Source organism: Devosia sp. (assembly GCF_040509215.1).
Taxonomy (GTDB): domain Bacteria; phylum Pseudomonadota; class Alphaproteobacteria; order Rhizobiales; family Devosiaceae; genus Devosia.
Genome location: NZ_JBEVLL010000262.1, coordinates 21,555 through 27,910, shown reverse-complemented (window position 1 = coordinate 27,910; position 6,356 = coordinate 21,555). Strand labels below are relative to the sequence as shown.

6 protein-coding genes are annotated in these 6,356 nt (G+C 60.9%); 5 read left to right on the top strand and 1 reads right to left on the bottom strand.

What is annotated here, in order from left to right; all coding sequences use genetic code 11:
• Positions 1–28 precede the first annotated feature (28 nt).
• The 4 genes from ABW043_RS14905 (at position 29) to ABW043_RS14890 (ending at position 3,828) form a co-directional block, all read left to right on the top strand.
• A complete protein-coding gene (locus ABW043_RS14905) occupies positions 29–958 on the top strand; it encodes an ABC transporter permease (protein WP_353921986.1) in 930 nt (309 codons plus the stop codon).
• A complete protein-coding gene (locus ABW043_RS14900) occupies positions 955–1,839 on the top strand; it encodes an ABC transporter permease (protein WP_353921985.1) in 885 nt (294 codons plus the stop codon). Before ABW043_RS14905 ends, ABW043_RS14900 begins: the two co-directional genes overlap by 4 nt.
• Before the next feature lies 1 nt (position 1,840).
• Positions 1,841–3,040, top strand: coding sequence for an aminotransferase class V-fold PLP-dependent enzyme (locus ABW043_RS14895; protein ID WP_353921984.1), 1,200 nt, complete (start codon positions 1,841–1,843; stop codon positions 3,038–3,040).
• 62 nt (positions 3,041–3,102) lie between these two features.
• Positions 3,103–3,828, top strand: a complete 726-nt coding sequence (locus tag ABW043_RS14890; protein ID WP_353921983.1) for a FadR/GntR family transcriptional regulator — start codon at positions 3,103–3,105, stop codon at positions 3,826–3,828.
• 226 nt (positions 3,829–4,054) lie between these two features.
• Here ABW043_RS14890 and ABW043_RS14885 read toward each other — a convergent pair whose 3' ends face one another.
• Positions 4,055–5,065, bottom strand: a complete 1,011-nt coding sequence (locus ABW043_RS14885) for a LacI family DNA-binding transcriptional regulator (protein ID WP_353921982.1) — start codon at positions 5,063–5,065, stop codon at positions 4,055–4,057.
• A 178-nt stretch (positions 5,066–5,243) separates the two neighbouring features.
• On the opposite strand from ABW043_RS14885, the gene ABW043_RS14880 reads away from it, so the two are divergent.
• Positions 5,244–6,356: a BMP family ABC transporter substrate-binding protein gene (locus tag ABW043_RS14880; protein ID WP_353921981.1), complete on the top strand. Its 1,113-nt coding sequence runs from the start codon at positions 5,244–5,246 to the stop codon at positions 6,354–6,356.

The following is a 6,356-nucleotide window of genomic DNA, read 5'->3' as shown; positions in this document are numbered from 1 at the left end:
GCGATCGTGACGACCTGAGGAGACCGCGATGACAGCCCATATCATCCGTCGCATTCTCTCGGTCGCCTTCACCTTCATCTTGGTGTCGATCATCATCTTCCTGATGATGCACTCGGTCCCCGGTGGGCCGTTCGATGCCAATGACATGCCGGTTTCCGAGGCCGTGCGCGCCAAGATGATGGCCCAGTGGGGTCTCGACCAGCCGCTGCATGTCCAGTATTTCAACTACATGTGGGGCGTGCTGCATCTCGATTTCGGCGTGCCCTTCCAGAGCCCGGGCGAAACGGTCGTCGAACTGATCTCGCGTGCCTGGGTCCCGAGCCTTGTTCTTGGCGGCACCGGCGTTCTCATCGGCGCCCCGCTCGGCATCCTTCTCGGCATGGCCGCCGCTCTCAACCGCAACACCTGGATCGACTACCTGGCTTCGACCCTGGCAACACTCGGGCTGACCATTCCGGTCTTCGTGACCTCGATGCTGCTGATCCTGATCTTTGCGGTGTGGCTCAACTGGCTCCCTGCCAGTGGCTGGCCGCAGCCCAATCGCTGGATCCTGCCCATCGCCTGCTATGCCGCGATCCCCTTGGCGACCTATGCCCGCTATACGCGTTCGGCAATGCTCGACACGCTCAACCGGCCCTTTGTCACAGTCCTCCGCGCCAAGGGTCTTAGCGAGCGCCGTATCGTTTTCCAGCATGTCATGCGCAATTCGGCGATCCCGCTCGTGACGGTCTTCCTGCCCATGTTCATTGGTACCGCCACAGGCTCGATCTTTGTAGAAGCCATGTTCCGCGTGCCGGGCCTCGGCGCCTATTTCGTCTCCTCCATCGAGGTACGCGACTACACGCTGCAAATGGCGCTGATGCTGCTGATCACCTTCATGTACTGCCTCGCCTATCTTCTCTCCGACATCGCCTATGCGCTGCTTAATCCGCGCATTCGCGTGGGAGGCGCCGAATGACCGACACGACCGCCCCCATCGCAGCCACCGGCCAACGCAACCCGCTCTGGTTCGCCTGGCGGCGGTTCCTCTCCAACAAGGCGGCGGTCATCGGCGGCGTCGTGCTGGGCATCCTCATCCTGATGGCCGTCTTTGCCCCGCTCATCACACCATACAATCCGGAGGCCCAGAGCTTTCTCACCGAAGCTTTGGCTTTCCCATCGGCCGCGCACTGGTTCGGCGTCGATAATCTTGGCCGCGATTTCTATTCCCGCATCGTCTATGGCGCACGCGTTTCCCTGACCATCGGCTTCACTGCGGCCCTGTTCAGCATCCTCGTGGGCATACCTCTTGGGGCGCTGGCCGGCTATTTCGGCGGTCGCACCGACTGGGTCATCATGCGCATCATTGAGGTGTTTTCGGTGGTCCCGCCGCTCCTCGCCGCGCTCCTTCTCGGCGCGCTGACCCGCGGCGGCTATGGCACCATCGTCTTCATCGCCGCGCTCTTTGGCTGGGTGAATGTCTGCCTCCTCGTCCGAGCACAGATAAAAGCCTTCCGCGAGAAGGAGTTCGTGCGTGCGGCCCAGGCGCTGGGCGCATCGCCCTGGTACATCATCCGCCGCCATCTCATTCCAAATTCAATCAGCCCGATCATCATCGGCTTCGTCCTTGCCATTCCAATGGCCATGATGCTCGAAGCGAGCCTCAGTTTCCTCGGCGTCGGCGTGCCCCCGCCAACGCCGACATGGGGACAGATGATCAATGAGGGCATTGATTTCATGTTCTTCTATTGGCATCTGGCTGTCTTCCCGACCGCCGCGCTTGCTATCACCGTGCTCGCAACCTCGCTCTTCGGCGATGGCCTGCGTGATGCGCTCGACCCGACCCTGAAAGGCCGCTGAAGTGTCCGACAATCTTGCCCGTCAGTTCCTCCTTCGCGAGGATGTGACTTTCCTGAACCACGGATCTTTCGGCGCCTGCCCTCGCCCGGTCTTTGCTGCCTATCAGGCCCTGCAGCTCGAACTTGAAGGCGAGCCGGTGGAGTTTCTGGGCCGTCGTCTCAACGACCTGATGCGGACCCCGCGCGAGGCCGTTGCCGCCGAACTCGGGTCTGATTCCAGCAACATCGCGGCGGTGATCAACGCTACCAGCGGTCTCAATATCGTCGCCCAGTCGCTGCCGCTCCAGCCCGGCGACCAGATACTGACCACCGATCACGAATATTCGGCGCTCGAAAAGACCTGGGCCTATGTATGCCGCAAGACCGGTGCCGAAGTCGTGGTCGTAAAAGTGCCGATGCCGCTCGTGTCTGAAGAGGCTTTCACCGACGCGATCATCGGCGGGATGACCGAGCGCACCAAGGTGCTGTTCCTCAGCCACATCACCTCGCCGACCGCCCTGGTTTTCCCCATCGAGCGCTCGCTCGCCGAAGCGCGGAAGCGCGGCATCTGGTCCGTCATCGACGGCGCCCATACGCCCGGCCATATTCCGCTCTCGCTCGATATCCTCGGCGCGGATTTCTATTCGGGCAATTGCCACAAGTGGATGATGACGCCCAAGGGCTCCGCCTTCCTCCACGCGCGGCCGGAAGTGCAGGGCCTGCTCGATCCGCTCGTCATCAGCCATGGCTGGACCAAGAAATCCAAGGAGCCCGGCGCGCTTGGCGCCTTCGGCAATTCTCCTTTCATCGATGGCATCGAGATGCAGGGCACGCGAGACCCGTCCGCCTGGCTCGCCGTGCCTTCGGCCATCGCCTTCCGCAAGGAGAACGACTGGACGTCCATCGCCGATCACTGCCGCCAGCTGGCGCAGGATACCGCACGGCGACTTGGTGAGTTGACTGGTCTTCCCCCGCTCAGCAGCCCGGAATTCTCCGCGCCGCAAATGGTGGCCATGCCGATCCCCGAATGCGACACCGCCGAAATCCACAAGCAGCTCTTCGAGCGCTACCGCATCGAAATCCCGGTGTTCAAATGGCAGGACCACTGCATCGCGCGCGTCTCGGTCCAGGGTTATAATTCGCGGCCACAGATGGATAGGCTGATCGAAGCCCTCTCCGAGATCCTTGGCCTCGGCAAGGCGGGGACCGGCACCGCCGGCTAGGGCTGACAAATGGCGCAAACTGTGGTGAAAGGTGGCCCGCGCCGAAGTGAAGGAATGACGCCGTGAGCCAGGCTGCCCTGGATTATCTCCAGCCGCTGGAAACCCGCACAAGGGGCATGGCCGTGCTCGATGCACTTGCCGACATGGTTGAGCGCTCGGGCCTGACGATCGGCGACCGCCTGCCACCGGAAGTCTCGCTGGCCGCGACGCTCGGCGTTGGGCGCTCCACCATCCGCGAAGCGCTCAATCGCTGGGAAGGTCTTGGCATCATCCGCCGCCGCCGCGGCGATGGCACCTATCTCTCAGCCCGGGTCCAGACCTCCCGCGGCCTCGTGCCCACCATGGTACGCCTCGAAGGCGAGGCGCTGCTGCGCCTCCTCGAAATCCGCCGCACGCTCGAAAATGACGTGGTGCGCAAGGCCACGATCAAGGCGACGCGCGAGCAGCGTCAGGAAATCTCGCGGCTCTGCGATGTGCTCCTCGTCGAAGTCTATGCTGGCCGCCCCTGGCGCAAAGCCGACCACGCCTTCCATGGCGCCATCTATGACGCCTCGGGCAATCCCATGTATGGCCAGTTGCTCGTCAATCTCGACCATGCCCTCGAACGCGGCGGCACCTCGCCGTTCTCCGCCGACGTCTTCGGCCTCGATTCCTTCCCGTTCCACCGCGACCTGGCCGACGCCATCCTCGCAGAAAGCCCGGACGGCGCCGTCGACGCCATCGGCCGCATCATCGACGTAGTCGAACGCGAGGTCCAAGCCATCATCGATGGCGACAAGCTCAGCTAGGGTTCGTGGTGTTCCAGACCAACTCAATCGCTACATTGAATGGCATTGGGTCGTCTGCGGTTAGATCCGCACGTTCACAAGAGCTCTATCGGCCCCTGCCCTATCAATTGCAAATCGATGTCATTGCCTTAAGGGTTGGCCCGAGCGGGGATGTCATGGATAGATCGATCACGAGAAGTTCACGCTTGCTAGCCTGACGTTGCAGACGCACCGCATCCTCCGCGCGTCAGCCGTCCCCTGCCCTTACTACCCCAACGCTCAGACGCTCAACGACTTGAATATCCAGGGATGTGCGGACGTCAGTCGCTTCGCCGTTTATCTGCCGAACAATCCGATCAACGGCATGGGCGGCAATTTGTTGGATCGACGGCGTCACCGTGGTCAGAGGGGGAGCAGAGAACTCGGCCTGACGACATTCGATATAGCTAATGATGGAAATATCGTCGGGCACCCTGATCTTCAACTCGTAGCAGGCCTGAAGGGCACCGAAAGCGAACTGCGTTCCGAAAGTGAACAAGGCGGTTGGCCGATTTGCTCGTTCAAGCATCTTGCGCGCCTGGTTGTAGGAATCCTGCAAGCCGTAGGTCGACTGAACGACCCACTCCGGCAAAATGGTAACGCCCAAGTCACGAGCAGTCGCCAGCGAACCCTCCAGGAGCGCGCTTCCTCTGGAAAGCAGCGGCCCAGTCATCAGGCCGATGTTGCGGTGCCCGCGCTCGGCCAGGTAGGTGACGGCAGCATGCGCGCCGCCATCCAGATGTTCCACCAAGCCCTGCTCTTTGAAGCCGTCGAGGTCATCCCAGTTCAGCATGACGCTAGGCAGGATGGCGCTCGCTGCTGTTGCATTGGCGGGCCATTCATTGGAGTGCCCGAGAACGATTATGCCTGCCGACCGCGTCAGGAAGGATCGCAGTGCGCCACCCTCGAGCATTCTGTCGATTGTCGATTTACGAACACGAAGCGCGTTGAGGCCGTGAGGCATCAGACAGATTTCGATCTCCTCGGCGACATCGTCGAAGAATGACGTATCGGCGTGAGGATAGACAATGAAAACGACCGGCGCGCCGGCAGTCTTTAGCCACGCAGCCATGTCGTCTCGCCGATAGTTCAGCTGGTCGATGGCCGCCTGCACGCGTTGACCGGTTTGCTCGGTCACGGTCTTGGTCTTGTTGAGGTAGTGAGAGACGGTGGCAATCGAAACCTCTGCCAGCGTTGCAACTTCCTTGATTGTCGCCATCTCGCGGCCTCACTGAACTGTCGCCCACGCAGGGCCAGAACCCCACAATCGCGCTATTTATATCCCCGCTTGACAGAAGGTAAACGGTTTTCTAGCGTTAGAAAACCGTTTAACTGACGGTTTGCAGCTGTTTTAGGGACAGGCGGCTGTAGGGAGGGAGTCCCAGGGAGAATCCGAAATGAATGGCACCCGCGTCACACGTCGGGCCGTGTCGGCTGGCATCATCACGCTTGCGCTTGCTACCCTAGGGGGCATTCCACTTGTGCAGGCTCAAGAGGCCAAGAAGATAGTCCTTCTGGTCAACGGCAATCTTGGTGACCGCTCATTCTTCGACTCTGGCGTGGCGGGGTTCGATGAGATCAAAAGCCAGCATGGCGATGCCGTTGAGACCAAGGTCATCGAGATGGGCTTTGATCAGACGAAATGGCTGCCAACGCTCGAAGACGTTTCCGAGCAGGGCTACGACCTTATCTATGTGATCACCTTCCAGATGGTCGATCCGCTCGCCGATGTCGCCAGCAGGTATCCCGATCAGAAGTACGTGCTGGTCGATGGCACTATGGACTACGCCGGCGGTCAGTTCGGAAATGTCTACTCCGTCCTCTTCAAGCAGAATGAAGGATCCTACCTCGCCGGCATGCTGGCCGCGGGCCTTGTTCGCGATGGCACCGTACCCGCTGACCAGGGAACCACTCTCGGTTTCCTTGGCGGCATGGACATTCCAGTGATCAACGATTTCCTGATCGGCTATATCGAGGGCGCCCAGGCTGTTACGCCGGATGTCAAAGTTGCCGTTTCCTATGCCAACTCGTTTGACGACTCCGCCAAAGGCAAGGAACTCGCTCTGGCCCAATATCGCTCCGGTGTCGGCATTGGATTTGCGGCAGCGGGCACAGCGGGACTCGGGCAGTTTGCTGCAGCTGAAGAGGTCAATGGACTGGCCATCGGCGTCAATTCGGACGAAGAGGCGGCGATCCGGCCCACCGACCCGGAAATGGCAGACAAGATCGTCAGTTCGATGCTCAAGCGGGTCGATGTGTCAGTTGCTCGCGCATACGACCTGTTCCTGAAGGACACCCTGCCGTTCGGTTCTGCAGAGGTCCTCGGGATATCGGAAGGCGCTATCGGTCTTGCAGACACCGGCAATCTCGAGAAGACCGCATCAGCAGATTTGAAGGCCGAGATAGCCGCAGCCGAGGCGGCGATCGTTGATGGCTCCATCACAGTCAGCAGCGCGTTTGGGATGGATACGAGCGCCCTCGCTGCCCTTCGTGACTCCGTTCGCCCGTAG